Here is an 18,636-nt window from a genome sequence, read left to right as displayed (position 1 = left end):
CTAATTTTTAAAATTCGCAACTCCTTATTTTTTCTAGCTTTCGCTTCCACGCAACAATGCCATGCGGGAACGACAGGCTCTGAGAAATTTGAAGCATAAAATCCTTAACTTAATGGCAGTGCGTCCAGGATGAGGAGGGTATGAAATATCTTATCCATGACATTAAATTAGTAAAAATTATTTAGAAGATCTGTTTAAGATAGATAACCTAGTTACCAAATCAAAAACAGGCTCAACAAATATAAAGGCTTGTGATATGCATCATCATAAATCAATTTAAATCAGAATTTTAGTGAACACTTGAAAAGCTTAACCTATTGCATTAAGCCAATCTCTAATTCATAATTTAACCCCCGTTTTTCTCCTGGATAACTATGCCGGCAGCATTAATTGATGGAAAGATTTTATCCGCTCTACGTCGCGATGAATTAAAACAACGCCTCCAGGCTCATATGCGACAAGGACATCGTGCCCCCGGCCTTGCCGTAGTGCTCATTGGTACGGATCCTGCTTCATCAATCTATGTCAATAACAAGCGTAAAGCCTGTGCAGAAGTTGGTATCACATCTCATTCTTATGATTTACCTGAGGAGACCAGTCAGAACGAATTAATTAAACTTATTGATGAATTAAATAACTCCAATCAAGTCGACGGAATTCTGATTCAACTGCCTTTACCAACTCATATAAACGAGACAGTAATTATTGAGCACATAGCCCCTGAAAAAGATGTAGATGGTTTTCATCCCTACAACTTAGGACGACTGGCACAACGAAATCCTTTATTGCGTCCTTGTACTCCTTTGGGCATTATGAGTTTGTTACAACATTATCAACTTCAGGTGCAAGGCAAACATGCGGTTGTTATAGGTGCATCGAACATTGTTGGCCGCCCTATGAGTTTAGAACTACTCCTGGCAGGAGCAACCGTAACGATTTGTCATCGCTTTACTCAAAATCTGGAACAATTTGTTCGAATTGCTGATATTGTTATTGTTGCCACCGGACATATGGATGTTATTGATACGGAATGGCTAAATAAAAATCAAGTGATTATCGATGTTGGCATCCATCGTTTAGCCGATGGCAGTATTCGCGGCGATGTGGATTTTAAAAAAGCAATTAATAAAGTAGCCTGGATAACTCCTGTTCCAGGAGGTGTAGGACCAATGACTATAGTGACTTTATTGGAGAATACGTTGTTAGCGGCAACACACTGAGAACACAAATTGCTTTGTAGGCTAGGCTTTACAGCCCAGCCTACTATATTACGCTTGCTAATTCTTGGGAATACATTAAAACGACTTTACGATAAAAAATGAGAAAGCACCTCCCATAAAGCTTAATGGATATTATTGACCAATTACTTATTTTCTAACATATCCCAATCAAATTCGCCACTTAACTCATCAAAATCATCTTTAAATTCATCTTTTAAGCGTTTACGCTCAAGTCGTTCCTCTAACAGACGTCGGACGTTTTTTCGATGCTTAATATCAATATCATCATCATACTTATAGTCCGAAAACGATTGGTCATCATAGTCTTCATGCAGATCCATAACCTTCCCCTTTTAGACTCTCTTAAAAAGAGTATAGTAGAAAAAATTTCTAATCTGTTATAATTCATAATATTGCTTTTTTAATAGACTAATCTTATGCTCAGTTACCAACATGGATACCACGCCGGCAATTTTGCCGATGTTATTAAACACATTGCTTTAACGCGATTATTAAACTACTTAACCATTAAAGATAAGCCGCTGTTTTATCTCGAGACTCATGCGGGAAAAGGCTTGTATGATTTAAGAAATAAACAGGCTGAAAAAACCGGTGAATACAAACAAGGTATAAATCTTATCTGGTCCGATCGAAAAAAACTAGCGCCCGTTTTTCATGAGTATTTAAAAGCTATTACACAATTGAATAGCACCAAAGAACTCCAATACTACCCGGGATCACCTTTTTTAACGATTAATCAACTACGTATGCAAGATCGCATGTACTTATGCGAATTGCACCCAGCAGAATTTGACATTTTAAACCAGATGGCATGTCTTAACAAAAAAGTACATTTCAGCAACACCGATGGCATTACTGCCATGAATGCATTGTTACCACCAGCAGAAAAAAGAGGCTTAATATTTATCGATCCTTCTTTTGAAATAAAGGATGATTATAGAGACATTCCTGTAGCAATAAAACAGGCATATGCGCGTTTTTCTACTGGTGTATATTGCCTTTGGTATCCTGTAGTCAACAGAAGGCTTGTTGATAAGTTAGATCGAGGGATGAAAGCAATTAATGCAAAAAACTACTTACGCGTTGAATTTAATCTGACCATGGCCCCGATGGAAGGTATGTCTGGAGCAGGTTTATGGATTATTAACCCGCCCTACACCTTTGCTGAGGAACTAAAAACGGTATTAGATACACTGAGAACCTACTTTAACCCAGGCGTGTCCTCTTACCTTATTGAGACTAACTGACATGCCAATTATTCCTATTCCAGCATTTACAGATAATTACATCTGGGTCATTCTTGATAAAGATGCTGGTGTATTTGATTGCGTAGATCCCGGTGATGCAGAGCCAGTTTTGCAGTTTATGCAGGCACATCAACTTAAGTTGCGTTCTATTTTATTAACCCACCATCATCATGATCATATTGGTGGTGTTGGCACATTAATCAAACATGTCCCTACATGCCTGGTCTATGGCCCTCATGATCCGCGCATCCCTTATATTAATCATCCGGTAAAAGAACATCAAACCATTCACGTGGGGCGACACACGTTTCAAATCCTGTTCAATCCAGGACATACGTCCAGTCATATTAGCTACTACGAACCACATGAAGGCTGGCTATTTTGCGGTGATACGCTGTTTTCAGCTGGTTGCGGTCGCGTATTTGATGGCACACTTAATGAATTGCATCAATCAATGCAACTCTTTAAATCATTGCCTCCCACCACAAAAGTTTTTTGTGCCCATGAATACACTCTACAAAACTTAAGGTTTGCACGTACAGTTGAACCAAATAATCAATTTACTCAAAATTACCTAAAAAAAATACAGACACAATCAACGAGTTGTACTTTACCGTCTACACTGGAAATAGAACAATTAATTAACCCCTTTTTACGCACTGATGCTCCAGAAGTTCAAGCATATGCGCAACACCATGATGCAACCGCCAAGGATTCTTTAGATGTCTTTCGAATACTTAGGGAGCAAAAAAACAAGTTCAAATAATTATCCAAAAGAATTAATTCAAACCTTTTTGATCCCCAAAAAAACCACACAGGGTTTAATCTTATGCCAAAATTTAGTAAACTGGCTGGCCGATAACGCTCATAGGTAAATACCATTGAAATTTAAGTTATTCATAATAAAAAAGTTTTTATTCTGTATTCTCATTTTTTGTGGCATTTCCAGCGTATCAATAACACACGCAACATCCGACGTATGGGATGTCCTTCGCAGTGAATTTATGTTGAATCATGAGACCTCACGCGCCGAGGTCCAAGAACAAATTCGCTGGCTGGTTGCTCACCCAAGCTACCTTCAAAAAGTATGCCGTCAATCAGAACCTTACATCTACCATATTCTTGGTGAAATTAAAAAAAGAAAACTACCGGGTGAATTAGCATTACTACCAATGATTGAGAGTGCCTATGATCCCTTCGCCTACTCCGGTGTAGGCGCCGCAGGCCTATGGCAATTAATGCCGCGCACAGGTGCTGATTTAGGATTAAAGCAAGATTGGTGGTTTGATGGTCGACGCAGTATAAGACCATCTACAGATGCCGCGATGAACTATCTCATTCACCTGAATAAATTTTTTGACGGCAATTGGGTATTAGCCATCGCGTCCTATGATGCGGGCGAAGGGACAATATCGCGAGCGATTAAAGCAACACAACATTCAAATCACGACGTAAGTTTTTGGGATTTACCTGTACCAAGAGAAACCCAAATTTATGTCCCTCGCCTGCTCGCTTTAGCAGAAATTATAAAAAATCCGCAACGCTATAAGTTATCCCTTCCAGAAATACCCTATCTGCCTTATTTCGCAGAAGTGAATATCGGCAGTCAAATTGATTTGAGTCATGCTGCGAAGTTGGCAGGAATTAGTTATAAAGAATTAATTAAATTAAATCCCGGCTTTAACCGCTGGACTACAGCCCCCTATAAACCCTTTAAGCTGTTAATACCCATGGAAAAAGTACAGCAATTCAACTTAAACCTTGCTAATTTCCCCGAAGATAAGCGCGTTAGTTGGACCAAACATCAGGTGAAACAAGGTGATAATTTGGATAATATTGCCATTCGTTACCACACCACGGTAAATTTAATTAAGCAGTTAAATCAATTAACAACGAATCATGTGAAGCCGAATCAATCTATTTTAATTCCAAGTACTAAAAATGCACCTGTTGTTGCGAAAAAAGAAATAGCCATAGCCAAAACAACGCCCTATGGAACTGCAAGTAAATTTAAAGGCCAAATTAAAGAGGGGAGTAATCGTCGTGTAATACATATTGTGCAAGGCACTGATAGCTATCAGTACCTGGAGCGAATATATGGCGTTACTACTAAAGAAATCCAGAGCTGGAATAAATTATCTGCTTATCAGCGATTACGTACAGGCCAACAGTTGGTCATTTGGAAAAAAGTAAGACAACCAAAACAATACATTGTTCAGCGAGGAGAGAGCTTAAGTATTATCGCACAACGAAATCAAACCAAAGTAAATCAGCTTCTTTCATTAAATCCAGGGCTTAGATGGAATACACCTTTGCGTCCTGGACAAAAAATATGGATAGGCTAATACTTATTTTTTAAAGGACGATGAATGACTCGTGGCCTTTTTAAAATTTGTTTTTAAAGAATGCCTGCATCTAAATTTCGCAAAGAATTAATGATAATCAACAACTTAATTTATTACATTTTACACGCCATTTTAACCAAATAGTTACAAATATTTTCCATTTCCGGCACGATCCTTGCGCGAGTGCACATAAACTTGTGTTATACTGAAAAGAACTTGTTTATAGTATTAATAAATATGAAATTACTATTTGACTTTTTTCCCATAGTTTTATTTTTTATCGTATATAAGACCTCTGGTATATATACTGCTACTGCAATTGCAATGGTTGCCTCATTAAGTCAGGTAGCATTTTACCGCTTAAAGTTTCAACATTATGAAAAAATGCACTTGATTAGTTTGGCAATCATTATGATACTTGGTGGTGCCACCCTTTTCTTCCATAATCCATGGTTTATTAAATGGAAGCCAACTGGTATTTATTGGCTCTCCGCTCTAGTATTCTTTAGCTCAAGCTTCATAGGCAGCAAACCACTGATTCAGAAAATGATGGAAGCTAATGTAACATTGCCAATAAGAATCTGGCATCGGCTTAATGCGGCATGGGCATTATTTTTTATTTTGATGGGTGCAGTTAACCTCTATGTTGCCTATCATTATGATACAGATGCCTGGGTGAACTTTAAGTTATTTGGTGGTGTTGGTTTCACTTTGCTTTTTGTATTGATTCAAGCTTTTTATCTAACGAAACATATGGACGAAACTGGACTTGAAAAACAGTAGGAGCAACAATGAGACTATTGCTAGTTGAAGACGATGAGCTGTTAGGGGATGCAGTCAAAACCGGTTTAACGCAATTTGGTTATATTGTTGACTGGCTAAAAGACGGTGAAGCGGCTCGCGCAGCCTTAAAGTCAGAATCATTTGAATTAATTATTCTTGATTTAGGTCTGCCCAAATTATCAGGTCTTGCTTTACTACAAAATATCCGCCATGACGGTAACTCGACTCCTGTCATTATCTTGACAGCCCGTGAATCGGTAGAAGATCGCATCAAAGGCTTAGACAGCGGTGCAGATGATTACTTGGTTAAACCTTTTGATTTAAATGAACTGAGCGCGCGAATCCGAGCCTTGGTACGTCGTTCACAAGGCCGCGCTGACTCAGTACTGCAATATAAAAACATTACCTTAGATCCAGCAGCACATTCTGTATTGGTTGATGATGTACTGGTTAATGTACCACGCAGAGAATTTGCATTGCTGCAAAAGCTTTTGGAAAACAGTGGCCAGGTATTATCGCGCGAGCAACTGATGCAAAGCATTTATGGCTGGGAAGAAGATGTGGACAGTAATGCACTTGAAGTTCACATTCATAATTTACGTAAGAAGTTAAACGCCAATTTCATACGAACTATTCGTGGTGTTGGTTATATGGCCGAAAAAAATGATGGTATTATTGTATCGTGAAATCGTCAATACGAAAGTTTCTGTTGTTCAACTTATTGTTGGCGATTACCATTACAACCACATTAACAGCGATTGGTAACTATTATTTGGATCAAAAAGATATTCAAGATCACTTAGATACATTAATGGCTGTTTCGGCTTTATCTTACCAAGCATTATTAGGCGATGATCTACACCAACGTCCGCTAATAAAAATTCAAGATGCTCTAGAAACAATTCCGCAAAAAATCGATACCTTTTATCAAAAACGATTTTTAAATGACGAGCCACCAGAAAATTATATGGATAAGTTTAATTTTCAGGTTTGGACTAATGGTGGAAAATTATTATTACATTCCTCTACAGCCCCGAAAATCCCACTCACTTCAGATATTGATGGGTTTAGCGATAAAAAAATAGCAAATCAAGATTGGCGAGTCTTTACTACCTATAATGATAAAGCAGGTATCCGCACCGTATTAGCTGAACGTTACGATACACGTAATGAGCTAGGCCACCGCATTGCTCAAGATGATCTGTACATTATGCTGCTTACCTTCCCTTTATCCGGATTGTTAATCTGGATCATCATTGGCCGAGGACTTGATAGTTTAGATAAAGTAGCCGAAGAAGTATCTAACCGAGCGCCAAGTCATCTTGAACCGGTGGATCTGCATGAAGTACCTGAAGAAATTAAACCCGTAATCGATGAGTTAAATAAATTGTTTTTTAGACTCAAAGAAGGATTTGAACGTGAAAAACGTTTTGCGGCAGATGCAGCCCATGAACTGCGTACCCCTCTTGCAGCACTGAAAACGCAGGCTCAAGTTGCACTGCACACCAATGATATTGAAGAGAAAAACCAAGCACTACAAAAATTAATTGCCAGTGTCAATCGCAGTACGCACATCGTACAGCAGTTATTAACGATGAGTCGATTAGTTCCTGAGGCGGCTCATATTGACGGTAAAGATGAAGTCAATCTAAGTCGATTAACACGTGAAATACTGGCAATGCTCGCACCATCAGCTGTAGAAAAACAAATTGATCTTGAGTTTGAGACGAATGCTGAGAATGTGAGCATTTACGGAAACCCAACAGCCTTGGGTATATTAATTCGCAATCTTGTTGATAATGCGATCCGCTATTGCAATGAAAATGGCCATATTAAAGTATCCCTCAATAAATCACCGCATAATGAGGTAATGCTTGAAGTCAGTGATGATGGTCCAGGCATCCCTCAAGAACTAAGAACTCGTGTATTTGAACGCTTTTTCCGTGTTTTAGGCAATAAAAGTCCAGGTAGTGGTTTAGGACTGGCTATTGTACAACAAATTTGTGAATTACATAGCGGACGGGTCGTTTTGGATTCACCGAAGGAAGGTACAGGACTTATTGCCAGAGTATTTTTGCCGATAAAAATGGGCAAATAGCCTATTATCCTTCATCGGCATCAAGTTATGCCCTATTCCTACGTTCCACGGCTTGTCAGCGGGAGTAGGCTGTAGATTATTCCTTAACTTGACGTCTCAGCCCATCACTGGGAGAAGGTTATTTCTGTCAACTAAGAGTAGCCGACTATTTCTTCTTTATTTATCGTACAGACAAAATCTGCAATGCCTCGCGAATTAACTGTTCACAGCTCTTATGCCCATCATCAAGTTTATTCACTGCTTTTAGCGCTTCTTGCGGTTTATACCCTAAAGCCTCTAGAGCACTAACGGCTTCGTCCTGACCACGGATCAGGTTGATTGGCTTTAGGGAAAGATCAGAAGCTGGCTCTGAAAATTGTTTGATGCTATCACGCATTTCAATAACCAAACGCTCAGCTGTTTTTTTACCAATACCTGGTAACTTTGTTAAAAAAGCGGCTTTCTCCTGCTTAATGCATTGAATAAATTCATTAGGCGTAATGCTAGAAAGAATCGCTATTGCCATTTTTGGGCCGACACCATTTACTTTAATTAATGCACGGAACAAGGCTCGTTCCTGTTTGTCTAAAAATCCATACAGCAGTAAAGCATCTTCACGTACCACGGTATGTATGTGTAAACCAATTGAGCCACTTAAGGTATCCAGTTGGAAAAAAGTATTCAATGAAGTCTCAACATCATACCCAACCCCATTTACATTCAAAACTAATTTACCAGGTTGATGTTTATCCACTATGTGTCCGTCAAGCCAACCAATCATCGTTTTCTTCTCCTTAAACCTACGCCTCGTTTATCTAAAACCGCCGTGATACTATGGCGCATGTGACTATGACAAATGGCTATAGCCAAAGCATCCGCGGCATCACTTTGTGGTGCGCTATTCAATGAAAGCAGACTTACAACCATATGATTCACCTGTGTTTTTTCTGCAGCGCCATAGCCCACTACCGTTTGTTTAATTGCTCGCGCTGAATATTCACTGACGTTAACACGATGCGATGCAGCAGCAACCATCGCCACACCGCGTGCATGCCCTAATTTCAAAGCTGAATTAGGATTTTGGTGCATAAAAACCTGCTCGATTGCTACTTCCTCAGGAGAGTAATGATCCATTAACAGACAAATGCCATCGTAAATTTGTAATAGTTTCTGACTCAACTCACCATCAGGTGAGGTGCGGATGCAACCACTATCAATATACTCTATGTTCTGGCCGGTTTGTTTTATCAAACCGTAGCCAGTAATCCTGGATCCAGGATCTATCCCCAAAATAATAGTCATTAACTCATTGATTCTAATATTTTTTCAGAAAATTCAGCATTACTATATACTTCTTGAACATCATCCAAGTCTTCCAACATGTCGATCAATTTGATTAAACTTTCTGCTGATTCATCATCAATAGGTACTAAAGTTTGAGCGCGCATGGTTAATTGTGATTGTTCTACAGTCAAACCAGCATCATGTAAAGCATTTAAGACACTATGATATGCTTCAACAGGGGTGATTACTTCAATTTGTCCCTCTTCAACAGAAACATCATCAGCCCCAGCATCAAGCGCAACCTCCATCACTTGGTCTTCTGAAGTTCCAGCGACCATCAGAATTTCACCTTGATGGGTAAATAAATAAGCAACTGAACCATCGGTTCCTAAATTACCACCGTTCTTAGTAAAGGCATGACGTACCTCAGAAACCGTACGATTTTTGTTATCGGACAAACAATCAACCAATACAGCAACCCCGCCCGGACCATAACCTTCATAACGCATAACAACCATTGCGTCACCATCAAGACCGCCTACACCACGCTTGATCGCATTATCAATCGTGTCACGCTTCATATTCGCGTTCAGGGCTTTTTTAACGGCATCCCTTAAGCGTGGGTTAGATGCTTCTTCTCCACCGCCCATACGTGCCGATACAGTTATTTCACGGATTAACTTGGTGAATATTTTACCGCGTTTCGCGTCCTGTACCCCTTTACGAAATTTAATATTAGCCCACTTACTATGACCTGCCATGATCCTACCTCTAAATCTGGTTAAAATTTAAAATAAATTATACATATTCTGTAACTAAAAATCTTCATAATCAAATGCCTTTTGTATTAAGTTATTCAGGCTAGAAAATAGATTCTCAGATCTTAAGATTCCCGTCTAACCCAGTTGTGCCATGACTTGCTTCATGGCACACTAGTTGATTCATCGTAGAAAGTAATGAACAAGGTCAAACGACCTCATTCTCAACGGCATGACATAAGGAGATAAACAGTGTATCTGCATGGTTTTGGCAATTATCATCAAAGCGAGGCGGTTCCAGGAGCATTACCCAGTAGCCAGAATTCACCGCAACACTGTAATTTGGGTCTTTATGCAGAACAATTAAACGGCACCGCTTTTACCCGAGCGCGCCATAATAATTTACACAGCTGGCTCTACCGCATACTACCCTCGGTAGTACAGGGAAATTTTTCTCCTTATGAAAAAGAACTAATTCAGCCATTCCATGCGGAGCAATCCCCAAATCCTTTACGCTGGTCACCAATCCGAGAGAGTCATGAGGACATTGATTTTATTGATGGTTTATTTCATCTTGCAGGCAGTCAGTTGGTAAATACCTATTTTTATCACTGTACTCGTTCCATGAAAAATAAATATTTTGCGAATAATGATGGCGAGTTTTTATTTGTGCCGTTCCTCGGTGAAGTTAATTTACATACTGAGTTTGGTAAATTAAATATATGCCCCGGCATGATTGCCGTGATTCCAAGAGGTGTTAAATTTAAACTGGAATTGATTAGTAAAGAAACGAAAGGATACTTATGCGAAAATACAGGTAATCCGCTAACATTACCACAATTAGGGCTTATCGGCTCAAATGGTTTAGCAAATCCACGACATTTTAATTACCCTGCTGCGGCTTATGAGAATAAATCTAATGAAGTAATACTTATCTGCAAACACCAACATAAATTATGGACAGCAACCAGTACTCATTCACCACTTAATGTGGTGGCTTGGCATGGTAATTATGCTCCTTATTGTTATGATTTAAGTTTGTTTAATACGATTAATAGCGTCAGTTTTGATCACCCTGATCCCTCTATTTTTACCGTATTAACCTCTGAAAGTGATACCCCTGGGGTAGCTAATTTAGATTTTGTCATTTTTCCACCTCGCTGGATGGTAGCAGAACATACATTTAGACCGCCCTATTTCCACCGTAATTATATGAATGAACTGATGGGTTTAATTCATGGTGAATATGATGCAAAAAAAGAAGGTTTTTCTGTGGGCGGCGTGAGTATACATAATTGCATGACACCGCATGGACCAGACCAAATGAGTTATGAAATGGCAACTGCTCAGAAATTAGCACCACAAACGTACCTTAATACGCTGGCATTTATGTTTGAAACTCGAGATGTATGGCAGGTTACCGAGCAGGCAATGAATAGCCCGGAACGGCAAAAAGATTATGTCCAGTGCTGGCAAGGATTAAAATCACAATTTTCAGGTTAATTACGCACCGCTTATATTGCTTTGTGCATATACCCCGGATAAGGGTTTTGCTTAATCCGGGGTACGAGTTCGTTTAAGTCGATTACTTAAAACAAGTCTTCTTGAGTTAGGCCTACTTTTTCCAATAAACCACGCAGAGTTTTCAGGGCTTCGACTTGAATTTGACGCACACGTTCACGAGTCAAATCTATTTCTTTGCCCACATCTTCAAGCGTTGCTTTTTCAAAACCGCGTAAACCAAATCGTCTTGCAATTACCTGTTGTTGGTTTTCAGTCAACTTATCTAAAAGCGATTCAATGTGTAAACGCAAGTTTTCATTGGTTAACAACTCGGCAGGATTCACACTGTTTTCATCAGCTATAGTATCAAGCAATGATTTATTTTCATCAAAGCCTATTGGCGTATCAACAGAAGCAACCTTATCATTCAAGCCTAATAATTTTTGTACGTCTTCTAAAGGCTTATCTACCATTTCCGCAATTTCTTCTGGCGATGGTTCATGATCTAATTTTTGTGTAAGCTGTCTTGCCGCGCGAAGATAAACATTAAGTTCTTTAACCACATGAATTGGCAAACGAATAGTTCTTGTTTGATTCATAATGGCGCGCTCAATCGTTTGTCTAATCCACCAGGTAGCATAGGTTGAAAACCTAAAGCCACGATTTGGATCAAATTTTTCAACTGATTTCATCAATCCTAAATTCCCTTCTTCAATCAAATCAAGTAAAGGCAGGCCTCGGTTCAAATACCGTCGAGAAATTTTCACAACCAAACGTAAATTCGACTCAATCATTTTCTTGCGAGCAGCGACATCTCCTTTGAGAGCCAGCGTCGCATAATGCACTTCTTCCTCAGCACTGAGTAAAGGGGAAAACCCTATCTCACTCAAATACAATTGCGTTGCATCCATCATTTTAAGAGCGTTTTTACCGCGACTAAAAGAAGGAAAAGCTACATCATCCGAAAAATCAGGGAGCTCGACCTCTTCATCGCTTGCTTTTTCAGCAAGTGAATCAAGATCATCCTCTTCCATCAAGAGCGAATCATCGTCTGGCTCAGACCACTCCTCGTCCTTAATTTCATTTTCTTTAATTGATTCGTCGTCATTTTGCATGATTTCACCTGTAATGTTTAGCCGTGTCTTAAGATTTATTACACCTTTTCAGGTTGTCATCCCATCACGAATCCCTTACAACATGACGAGCTGCAACTATAATTATACCTCTACAAAAGACTATTGTTGCTATAACTACACGCCTAATGTCAACCTTTTTGTAAATAATTCAATGGGTTGACTGGAATACCTGCTTTTCTGATTTCAAAATGAACACCCGTATACTTATGATCAATAACACCAGCTACGGCAATCATTTGGCCAGCATGAACATGCTGCCCTTCTGAAACCATGATTTTTGCATTATTTCCATAGGCAGTTAAATATTCATTGCTATGTTTAATAATAATCAAATTACCATATCCTGCCAGTCCATTTCCAGCATAAGCAACAACCCCATTGGAAGCGGCAATTACTTTTTCACCATTCTTACAAGCAATATTTATGCCTTTTTTACCTTGCTCAGGAATAAATGAAGTAACTACCCGCCCACTGACAGGCCATAACCAGCCGGAAGCAGAACGAGTGAATCGATGCGCTGGTGAATAAATGGCGCGTTGTGGCGCTACAGGCGCTCGATGATAGCGATTAAATCGACTAACAGGTCTAGGTGAAACTCTGCGTGGAATCCCCCGTAAACTTAAATGCTGTCCCACTCTTAATGAGTATGGCGGTCTAATATGATTCAAACGAGCAAGAGTGCGGAAATCGGTATCATAACGAAATGCAATAGCATACAGTGTTTCACCACGCCGTACGGTATGCATTGTTTGATATTTGGAATAAGGCTGCCATTTTAACTCGGTTACAGGGGCTAAATTTGACCCACAACCGACAAGAATTGCCACAAGGAAAAGACATAAATATCTTTTACAAAATGTAAGTATCATTTCAAGCCTCAAAGAAATAATCCATTTAAAAAAATATGAAGTCCTCTTTCCCGATGTCGGGAAAAGATAAATTTAAGTCTCTCACCCGACATCGAAATAATTCATTAAGTAAATAAGCTAATTCCACTTAACCAATTGGACAACTGATCAAACATTTTATAATTCGTCATGTCCAAATGCAGTGGGGTTATGGAAACATAACCATCATTAACCGCGCAAAAGTCCGTTCCAGCGCCAGCATCTGCCGCCTGACCAGGCAAACCAATCCAATAGATAGGCCGTCCGCGCGGATCATGATCTTTAACAATTGGCTCCGCACCATGTCGTGTGCCTAAGCGAGTTACCTGCAAGCCTTTGATTTCTTCAATAGGTAAATCAGGAATATTAACATTTAAAATTGTTTGTGACGGTAAACTGTGTGTACTCAATTTTGTCACCAATTGTTTGGCAATAAGAGCGCCGGTTTGATAATGCTTAATATTATCACCGACCATTGACAAGGCAATTGCAGGTAAACCTAAATAACGCCCTTCCATTGCCGCAGCAACCGTACCCGAATAAAGAATGTCATCACCTAAATTACCACCATCATTAATCCCGGAAACCACCATGTCAAAAACAGGACTTAAAAAACCAGTAACCGCCAAATGCACACAATCTGTAGGCGTGCCTTCGACACTATAATAACCATTCTCCAACTGCCTGACTTTCAATGGACGGGTCAGGCTTAAAGAATTACTTGCACCACTTCGGTTTCTGTCCGGCGCAACCACTTCTATTTCCACAATAGAAGATAATTCTTTGGCTAAAATATTAATTCCAGGCGCCAACACCCCATCATCATTACTTATTAGTACTCTCATCATTAACTCACTGGTGATTCCAACCATTTAACAACCGCTAAATACTCAGCTAAATCACGTTTATTTTGCTTAATATTCGCTTGCAACTCGGCATTAGAACGTTCTGTTTTTAATTGCTGTTGCTGCTTAGCAATCGTCTCTTGTAATGCCAAAATTTTAATACCAAAACCCTGAGGACTACTCTGCAATTGATATGCTAAACTATTCATATGCCCTGCGATTGTCTGCAGCTCGTCACAAGACAAACCTTGCGGTTTTTGTTGAGGACAAGTTTTTATTGCTTGTTGTAATTCATTAGGATGTGTTTGGTAATAAGATTCATCTTTCTTGGTGCAAGAAGTTAATCCTAAGATTACTAATATTGCCACTAAGTACTTATTCATAATCAACCTCTTGATGTAAACTACAAAAAGTCGATATTATCATCAGACAATCTCTAATTCCATCTTAGTGAGAATATCCCATGCTAGATTTTAAATTACACCGTGATGAACATACCGGTGAACGATACATTGAAACCTCACTGTGCGGAAAACCATTGCTGACAACGCCGCAATTAAATAAAGGTACAGCTTTTACTAACGAAGAACGAAAAGAGTTTGGTTTATTAGGGAAACTGCCTTACCGCGTTGAAACATTAGATGAGCAAGTCAAACGCGCTTATCTACAGTATTCCAGCTACACCACAAGACTGAAACAAAATATTTATTTGAATAATTTACACGATAAAAATCAAGTTTTGTTTTATAAACTCTTACATCGCCATCTAGGAGAAATGTTACCTACCATTTACACACCCATCGTAGGTACTGCAGTGAAACGTTTTAGCCTTGAATACAGACAGCCTAGAGGCCTTTACATTGCGCATTCTGATAAAAATTATATTGAAGAAATCATTAAAAACCGCTCCAATCCGGAAATTGATGTCATTGTGGTGACCGATGGCGAAGGTGTATTAGGAATTGGCGATCAGGGAATTGGAGGCATGGACATCCCGGTCGCCAAACTCATGGTTTATTGTTTATGCGGCGGCATCGACCCAACACGAACACTCCCCGTATTCCTTGATGCAGGAACCAATAACCAAGATTTATTAAATGACCCCATGTACTTAGGTTGCCGCCATCCACGTATTAGTGGCGCTGCTTATGACGACTTTATTGCCACCTTTGTGCATGAAATTCACAAACAATTCCCCAATGCCTTTTTACACTGGGAAGATCTTGGTCGAGGCAATGCACGCCGCATCCTGGATCAATTCCAGAACGAATTATGTACCTTCAATGATGACATTCAAGGCACTGGAGCCGTTACTCTAGCAGCATTATTAGCCGCATGTGATGTTACTGGTTCAAAACTTCAAGACCAACGTATTGTTGTTTTTGGTGCTGGCTCCGCCGGAACAGGCATCAGTGACCAAATTATTGATTTATTAATGCGTGATGGATTAAGTGTCGAAGAGGCATATCAACGTTTTTGGCTCATTGACCGCCAAGGTTTATTGCTCAATAATGACCTCGACCTCACTGAGGCGCAAAAACCTTATGCACGAGACCGCAAAGAAGTTGCTAAATGGCACATTAATGAAAAGCAACATCCCTCACTCACCGATACCATAAGGCATGTTAAGCCAACTATCCTTATCGGATGTTCCGCACAACCAGGCGCATTCTCCCAAGACATCATTGAAACCATGACGAAGACCTGCGAACGTCCAATTATTTTCCCGTTATCCAATCCAGATGAAAAATGCGAAGCAAAACCCTCGGATATTTTAACCTGGAGCAAAGGAAAAGCCTTAATTGCTACAGGCACCGCTTTCGCCCCAATTGAATACCATAAACGGATGGTACAAATTGCTCAATGCAACAATGCACTAGTATTCCCGGGCATTGGTTTAGGAGTGCTCGCGGTGAATGCAACGAAATTAACGAAAGAGATGATTCTGGCCGCAGCAGAAACTTTATGTAAATTTGCCCCAAGCAAAAAAGACAGCTTCCTTCCCTTATTACCATCTTTAGACGATGCACAAGCGGTAGCAAAAGCAATCGCCGTAGCTGTAGCACGTAGTGCTATTGAATCAGGCCATGCCCAAAGGAATCAAGACGCTGATTTGGAAAAATTAGTCGATAACCTCTTTTGGAAACCACGGTATTTACCCTTTAAAAGATATAAAATTTTATTGATAATCATTCTGTTGTTTTTATTGTCAGTGTAATAATTAGGTATGCGCTTTCCGAACGCATACCGTATGGCTTATTGCAACACAAGGTCAAATTATTAGCTGAGAAACAAGCGATCATGATGCTTAAAAGAAAAAATCACATTGCCTTATCAGGTACGCCGATTAAAAATCATTTGGGTGAATTATGGAGTAGCTTTAGTTTTATTACCCCCAAATTGACTCCCATTTTTTTATTTGCATTGACACTCAAAGCACGACATACTTCCACTCGGATCAATTTTTGAAATTATGCAGGAATGCTTCTATACCGCAAATAAGCGTTGACAAAATTGATTAATTAGATTTAAAACCAGGAAGCTCATGTTGTAACTGGCAAAATAATGAGCGAGACCACAATGAATTACAGGAGGTAATATGGGAATAAAAGCAAGCGTTATTGCAGTTGGATGTGCTTTAGCTTTCAGCGCGGGAGCGGGGACTATGGGGCCCTTACACACGGAGGAATCGCATCATTCGTGGTCTGTCATTGGTAGTCTTGGATACACATGGTATCAACAAGCTTATAATGGTAATTCTACTGCACAAGCCGCAATAGGTGATGGTCAAACGGCACTTGAACGATTTGCTATAGCCAGAGATTTTAGTGTTTTTAAAACGGTATACTTGGGTGCAGAAGTAGGTATTCAAAATGGCAATACTATGCGTCTCCATATAAACCAAGCTCAATTAAATGAATTGGGGGGATTACCAGTTCAAACCACCGTTAAACCCATGTTAGATCTATTAGCTACGGCCTCCTATCAGCCCATAAGCACCCCGGTATTTGGCCTCGTCAAAGCAGGTATTGCTTATCGTCGTCTGCAAATCAATGATCGCGTTACCTTCAATGATCTATCAAAAGTAGCATTTGAAATACAAGCAGGATTAGGCGTGCACTTATCCAACCGCGCAAGCTTATCCTTGAATTATCAAGGCATCTTTAATGGCAATACCAGGTACGTTATTAATACCACAGAATTTACCGGGCATATATCGAATATCCCCAACCAAAATGGGATATTACTAAGTCTTTCTTATATGGTTTAAAGAAGTACTTAGCCTAAAAATAAAATTGAACTTAATACCAGTAGGCGCATGCAGCTTAATCTACTAAATAGTATGCGTGCTTAAATTTTTCATCAACAGTCTAATGGACAAGGAATATCATGAATAAAAAAATAGTATTTATACTTCTGATGGTTTCGCTATTGGGAGTAAAAGCCAATGCAGCCAACAATAACCCAGCTACTGTAGATTATGTACAAAAATATGTTGCATCGCAAATTGCCAATATTCCAGCAGGACCCACAGGCCCTGCTGGCGCAACTGGATCTGCGGGACCTGCTGGTGCAACTGGTGCGACGGGGCCTGCTGGTCCAGCAGGAACGGTCCTTGATTTTGCTGATTTCTTTGCATTAATGCCCCCCGACAATGCGGCTACAGTTGCACCAGGGGCTGATGTTTCTTTTCCACAGGATGGACCCGTTAATGCTAGTGGGACTATAACGCGCCTTGGATTCTCCTCATTTAATTTAACTAACATTGGTACCTACCAAGTTATGTTTCAAGTCAGTGTGAGCGAAGCGGGTCAGCTACTGCTTACACTCAATGGCGCTGATCTGGCCTACACAGTGGTTGGTCGAGCAACGGGCACTAGTCAGATAGTGGGCATAGCTTTGGTACAAACAACCTCAGTTAATTCTATACTTACCGTTCGGAATCCTGCAGGTAATGCTACGGCACTAACGATCACCCCATTGGCAGGCGGAACGCGTCCGGTATCTGCTCATTTAGTAATCACGCAATTGCAATAACTTAGTCAAGTCGAAGGAGCCGCATGGCTCCAATCGACATTATTGAATTTAGCTATATTAAGACTATAACCCAGCTTATGAGTAAGATTATTTAATATAACATTCATACGCGTTTACGTGATTGCCCAAATCAGTGCGGCTGATTAAACACTCATCGGGCATCGTACGCTCAAGACTGTTGTTTTCCTAAAGCATCAATTTCTTTGATTTTACCACCCGCATAATAGGTTTGATAACCCCGTGCATCCTGGCGACGGAATTGATTCCCTAAGCTGTCGTAGGCAAACGTGGTCGTATCACCCATACCATTTATTTGTTGTAGGAGTTATCCTGCCTCATCCTCATTTACTATTTATTGGAATAGTTTCTATTTTTGTAGAAAAATTTTTCCCTTCTAAGTACCTTATATAAAGGATATTTTTACTAAATTTTGCATCTAAAATTGCTGTAAACAAAGCTGCTGTAGGCGACCAATTTCTTTTAATACGAAAT

General features: G+C 39.7%; 21 protein-coding genes. 12 read left to right on the top strand and 9 right to left on the bottom strand.

Features of this window, described 5'->3' with window-relative positions; all coding sequences use genetic code 11:
• Positions 1–374 precede the first annotated feature (374 nt).
• Positions 375–1,220 carry a bifunctional methylenetetrahydrofolate dehydrogenase/methenyltetrahydrofolate cyclohydrolase FolD gene (folD, locus tag LDG_RS17060; protein WP_006872709.1) on the top strand — a complete coding sequence of 282 codons (846 nt, stop codon included), beginning with the start codon at positions 375–377 and terminating at the stop codon, positions 1,218–1,220.
• 143 nt (positions 1,221–1,363) lie between these two features.
• On the opposite strand, the gene LDG_RS17055 is transcribed toward folD, so the two are convergent.
• Positions 1,364–1,561 carry a hypothetical protein gene (locus LDG_RS17055; RefSeq protein ID WP_006872708.1) on the bottom strand — a complete coding sequence of 66 codons (198 nt, stop codon included), beginning with the start codon at positions 1,559–1,561 and terminating at the stop codon, positions 1,364–1,366.
• A 96-nt stretch (positions 1,562–1,657) separates the two neighbouring features.
• Between LDG_RS17055 and LDG_RS17050 the strand changes: the two genes are divergently transcribed.
• The 6 genes from LDG_RS17050 (at position 1,658) to LDG_RS17025 (ending at position 7,714) form a co-directional block, all read left to right on the top strand.
• Entirely contained in the window at positions 1,658–2,488 is an 831-nt protein-coding gene (locus tag LDG_RS17050; protein WP_006872707.1) for a 23S rRNA (adenine(2030)-N(6))-methyltransferase RlmJ, read from the top strand.
• 1 nt (position 2,489) lies between these two features.
• Positions 2,490–3,254, top strand: coding sequence for a hydroxyacylglutathione hydrolase (gloB, locus tag LDG_RS17045; RefSeq protein ID WP_006872706.1), 765 nt, complete (start codon positions 2,490–2,492; stop codon positions 3,252–3,254).
• A gap of 241 nt (positions 3,255–3,495) precedes the next feature.
• A complete protein-coding gene (locus LDG_RS17040) occupies positions 3,496–4,833 on the top strand; it encodes a lytic transglycosylase (RefSeq protein ID WP_006872704.1) in 1,338 nt (445 codons plus the stop codon).
• Positions 4,834–5,070: 237 nt separating this feature from the next.
• Entirely contained in the window at positions 5,071–5,616 is a 546-nt protein-coding gene (locus tag LDG_RS17035; protein ID WP_040536480.1) for a septation protein A, read from the top strand.
• Positions 5,617–5,624: 8 nt separating this feature from the next.
• Positions 5,625–6,302, top strand: coding sequence for a response regulator (locus LDG_RS17030; protein WP_006872702.1), 678 nt, complete (start codon positions 5,625–5,627; stop codon positions 6,300–6,302).
• The gene (locus LDG_RS17025) at positions 6,299–7,714 is read left to right on the top strand and encodes an ATP-binding protein (RefSeq protein WP_040536478.1); all 1,416 of its coding nucleotides are present in this window, start codon (positions 6,299–6,301) and stop codon (positions 7,712–7,714) included. Before LDG_RS17030 ends, LDG_RS17025 begins: the two co-directional genes overlap by 4 nt.
• Positions 7,715–7,874: 160 nt before the next feature.
• Here LDG_RS17025 and ruvA read toward each other — a convergent pair whose 3' ends face one another.
• From ruvA to LDG_RS17010, 3 genes are read right to left on the bottom strand one after another with little or no spacing between them, the layout of a single operon-like run.
• Positions 7,875–8,474: a Holliday junction branch migration protein RuvA gene (gene ruvA / locus LDG_RS17020; protein WP_006872700.1), complete on the bottom strand. Its 600-nt coding sequence runs from the start codon at positions 8,472–8,474 to the stop codon at positions 7,875–7,877.
• Positions 8,471–8,995: a crossover junction endodeoxyribonuclease RuvC gene (ruvC, locus tag LDG_RS17015; protein ID WP_006872699.1), complete on the bottom strand. Its 525-nt coding sequence runs from the start codon at positions 8,993–8,995 to the stop codon at positions 8,471–8,473. Before ruvC ends, ruvA begins: the two co-directional genes overlap by 4 nt.
• The gene (locus tag LDG_RS17010) at positions 8,995–9,738 is read right to left on the bottom strand and encodes a YebC/PmpR family DNA-binding transcriptional regulator (protein WP_040536475.1); all 744 of its coding nucleotides are present in this window, start codon (positions 9,736–9,738) and stop codon (positions 8,995–8,997) included. Before LDG_RS17010 ends, ruvC begins: the two co-directional genes overlap by 1 nt.
• A 249-nt stretch (positions 9,739–9,987) precedes the next feature.
• Between LDG_RS17010 and hmgA the strand changes: the two genes are divergently transcribed.
• Complete coding sequence (hmgA, locus tag LDG_RS17005; RefSeq protein WP_006872697.1) at positions 9,988–11,238, top strand: homogentisate 1,2-dioxygenase; 1,251 nt, start codon at positions 9,988–9,990, stop codon at positions 11,236–11,238.
• 86 nt (positions 11,239–11,324) lie between these two features.
• Here hmgA and rpoS read toward each other — a convergent pair whose 3' ends face one another.
• From rpoS to LDG_RS16985, 4 genes are all read right to left on the bottom strand, one after another.
• Positions 11,325–12,353 (bottom strand): RNA polymerase sigma factor RpoS, encoded by a 1,029-nt coding sequence (gene rpoS, locus LDG_RS17000; RefSeq protein WP_006872696.1) that lies wholly within the window; start codon positions 12,351–12,353, stop codon positions 11,325–11,327.
• A gap of 149 nt (positions 12,354–12,502) precedes the next feature.
• Positions 12,503–13,243 carry a peptidoglycan DD-metalloendopeptidase family protein gene (locus LDG_RS16995; RefSeq protein WP_040536472.1) on the bottom strand — a complete coding sequence of 247 codons (741 nt, stop codon included), beginning with the start codon at positions 13,241–13,243 and terminating at the stop codon, positions 12,503–12,505.
• Positions 13,244–13,347: 104 nt separating this feature from the next.
• A complete protein-coding gene (gene surE / locus LDG_RS16990) occupies positions 13,348–14,106 on the bottom strand; it encodes a 5'/3'-nucleotidase SurE (protein WP_040536469.1) in 759 nt (252 codons plus the stop codon).
• A 2-nt stretch (positions 14,107–14,108) separates the two neighbouring features.
• Positions 14,109–14,489, bottom strand: a complete 381-nt coding sequence (locus LDG_RS16985) for a hypothetical protein (RefSeq protein WP_006872692.1) — start codon at positions 14,487–14,489, stop codon at positions 14,109–14,111.
• Positions 14,490–14,569: 80 nt separating this feature from the next.
• Between LDG_RS16985 and LDG_RS16980 the strand changes: the two genes are divergently transcribed.
• The 4 genes from LDG_RS16980 (at position 14,570) to LDG_RS16965 (ending at position 18,144) form a co-directional block, all read left to right on the top strand.
• Positions 14,570–16,324 carry an NAD-dependent malic enzyme gene (locus LDG_RS16980; RefSeq protein WP_006872691.1) on the top strand — a complete coding sequence of 585 codons (1,755 nt, stop codon included), beginning with the start codon at positions 14,570–14,572 and terminating at the stop codon, positions 16,322–16,324.
• An 83-nt stretch (positions 16,325–16,407) separates the two neighbouring features.
• The gene (locus LDG_RS20775) at positions 16,408–16,575 is read left to right on the top strand and encodes an SNF2-related protein (RefSeq protein ID WP_407635282.1); all 168 of its coding nucleotides are present in this window, start codon (positions 16,408–16,410) and stop codon (positions 16,573–16,575) included.
• Between the two features lie 130 nt (positions 16,576–16,705).
• On the top strand, positions 16,706–17,377 hold the full coding sequence (locus LDG_RS16970; protein WP_040536467.1) for a hypothetical protein: 672 nt from the start codon (positions 16,706–16,708) through the stop codon (positions 17,375–17,377).
• A 119-nt stretch (positions 17,378–17,496) separates the two neighbouring features.
• Positions 17,497–18,144 (top strand): collagen-like triple helix repeat-containing protein, encoded by a 648-nt coding sequence (locus tag LDG_RS16965; RefSeq protein WP_006872687.1) that lies wholly within the window; start codon positions 17,497–17,499, stop codon positions 18,142–18,144.
• Between the two features lie 169 nt (positions 18,145–18,313).
• Here the strand turns inward: LDG_RS16965 and LDG_RS20560 are convergent, their stop codons facing one another.
• The gene (locus LDG_RS20560) at positions 18,314–18,448 is read right to left on the bottom strand and encodes a hypothetical protein (protein WP_006872686.1); all 135 of its coding nucleotides are present in this window, start codon (positions 18,446–18,448) and stop codon (positions 18,314–18,316) included.
• Positions 18,449–18,636: the final 188 nt, after the last annotated feature.

This window comes from Legionella drancourtii LLAP12 (genome assembly GCF_000162755.2).
In the GTDB taxonomy this organism is placed as follows: Bacteria; Pseudomonadota; Gammaproteobacteria; order Legionellales; family Legionellaceae; genus Legionella; species Legionella drancourtii.
The sequence above is the reverse complement of the archived record's forward strand: the minus strand, read 5'-3'. Positions and strand labels throughout refer to the sequence as shown.